At 72.9% G+C, this 1674-nt stretch carries 2 protein-coding genes; one reads left to right on the plus strand and one right to left on the minus strand.

What is annotated here, in order from left to right; genetic code table 11:
* Nucleotides 1–602: 602 nt before the first annotated feature.
* Entirely contained in the window at nucleotides 603–899 is a 297-nt protein-coding gene (locus ACFXGA_RS23780) for a helix-turn-helix domain-containing protein (RefSeq protein WP_378091167.1), read from the minus strand.
* Nucleotides 900–1050: 151 nt separating this feature from the next.
* On the opposite strand from ACFXGA_RS23780, the gene ACFXGA_RS23785 reads away from it, so the two are divergent.
* The gene (locus tag ACFXGA_RS23785) at nucleotides 1051–1551 is read left to right on the plus strand and encodes an RICIN domain-containing protein (RefSeq protein WP_378091169.1); all 501 of its coding nucleotides are present in this window, start codon (nucleotides 1051–1053) and stop codon (nucleotides 1549–1551) included.
* Nucleotides 1552–1674 lie beyond the last annotated feature (123 nt).

A 1674-nucleotide genomic window follows, 5' to 3' on the forward strand; every position in this document is an offset into this window, starting at 1 on the left:
CCCCACGCGGCTCGCCGCGCGCCGGCCCGGGGGGCCCCCCCCCCCCCCCCGGGGGGCGCCCCCCGCCGCGTCAGAGGAAGATCTTGACGAGCTGGTCGCGCCCCTCGGGGTGGCGCAGCACCACCTGGTTGCCCGCGCGCAGCTCCGCGTCGACGAACTCGTAGATCAGCAGCGCCCGGTTGAGGTGCCCCGATGAGTGGAGTGAGGCCGGACCCGGAACCCGTCGGGTCCGACAAGACCGCGGGATGGGGAGACCCGACCCGCGCGGCGCGGATACGCCTGGAGAAGTCGGGGTTCGGTGGAGGTGGCGGTGCCCGCCGCCCACACCTCCCGGCTGCTCGACGCGGTGGTCGTCGTCCTGGCGGCGGCGGGCGCGGTGGTGTGTCCGGTGCTCACGTTGCGGGGTGGTCCCCCCGGACTTCCCCACGTGGGCCGCGGTCGCCCTGGTCGCCGGCCGGATCGGTCTGCTCGGCGTCCTCGCGCTGGTCGCGCGTCGCAGGTGACGAGGTGCGGATGGGGCACCCGGGGGGAGTGCCCCATCCCGCGTGCCCGGCGCGCGTCGGGGTCGCCGGCCCGTGGGACCGGCTCCTCCCGACGCGCCGTCAGCGGCGGGCCGGCGCCAACCCGAGCAGGCGGCGGCACTCGGGCGGCATGCCCACGCCGTCGGCGATGCGCTCGATGGTGTCCAGCGTGGGCAGCCGCCGGCCGCGCATGTACTCGCTGATCCGGCCCTGCGTGATGCCCGTGACGCCCGCGAGGTCGTTCTGGCTGCACCCGGCGTAACGCCTGATCAGGACCAACAGGCTCGCGATGTCCCGGGCCTCCAGCGCGGTCACGACCTCCAGCCGCGACCACAGGCTGTCCGGCACGCGCGCGACCCATCCGGCTCTACGTTCCATGACAAGTCCCCCCGACTGGGAATCGTCCCTCCCCAGGGGAGTATTACGCAACGGAACCACGCAATCACACGGTGATATCTCACCTTGTGCTGCCGAACCCGCCGTCACGCCTGCGACCGTTCCTGGGTCCGCAACCTGAGGGGGGAACGGGATGAAGCACCTGACCAAGCTGCTCGCGGCGCTGGGCCTGCTGCTCGCGGCGCTGGTCGTCGCGCCGTCGGGCGCCTCGGCCGCGCCGGTCGGCGCGCTGACCGCGAACGGTCCCATCTACAGCCTGCACGACGGGCGTTGTCTGGACTCCGACGTGTCGTCGCCCACGCACAACGGCACGAAGGTGCAGATCTGGGACTGCAACGGCTGGAACAACCAGAAGTGGACCTACTACGACGACTACACGATCCGCAGCACCCAGGACGGGCGGTGCCTGGACTCGGACGTGTCGTCGCCGACGCACGACGGCACCAAGGTGCAGGTGTGGGACTGCAACGGGTGGGACAACCAGAAGTGGACGATCTACACCAACGGCCAGATCGTGAGCTGGCACGACGGCCGGTGCCTCGACCTCGACGTGTCGTCGCCGACGCACAACGGCAGCAAGGTGCAGGTGTGGACGTGCAACGGCTGGGACAACCAGGCCTGGTACAAGCCGTGACACCACCGCGTCGGTGATCACGCCCGGGGGCCCCCGCCCCCGCGGGGGGGGGGGGGCCGGGGGGGGGGCCCCGGCCCCGCCCCCCGCGGGGCCCCGCCCGCCCCCCCGGGGGGTTTAAACAAA

The organism is Actinosynnema sp. NPDC059335 (assembly GCF_042752395.1).
In the GTDB taxonomy this organism is placed as follows: domain Bacteria; phylum Actinomycetota; class Actinomycetes; order Mycobacteriales; family Pseudonocardiaceae; genus Actinosynnema.

Excerpts from the sequence above, each read along its gene's own strand:
- ACFXGA_RS23780 (WP_378091167.1), bottom strand. The coding sequence starts at position 899 with ATGGAACGTAGAGCCGGATGGGTCGCGCGCGTGCCGGACAGCCTGTGG.
- ACFXGA_RS23785 (WP_378091169.1), top strand. The coding sequence starts at position 1,051 with ATGAAGCACCTGACCAAGCTGCTCGCGGCGCTGGGCCTGCTGCTCGCG.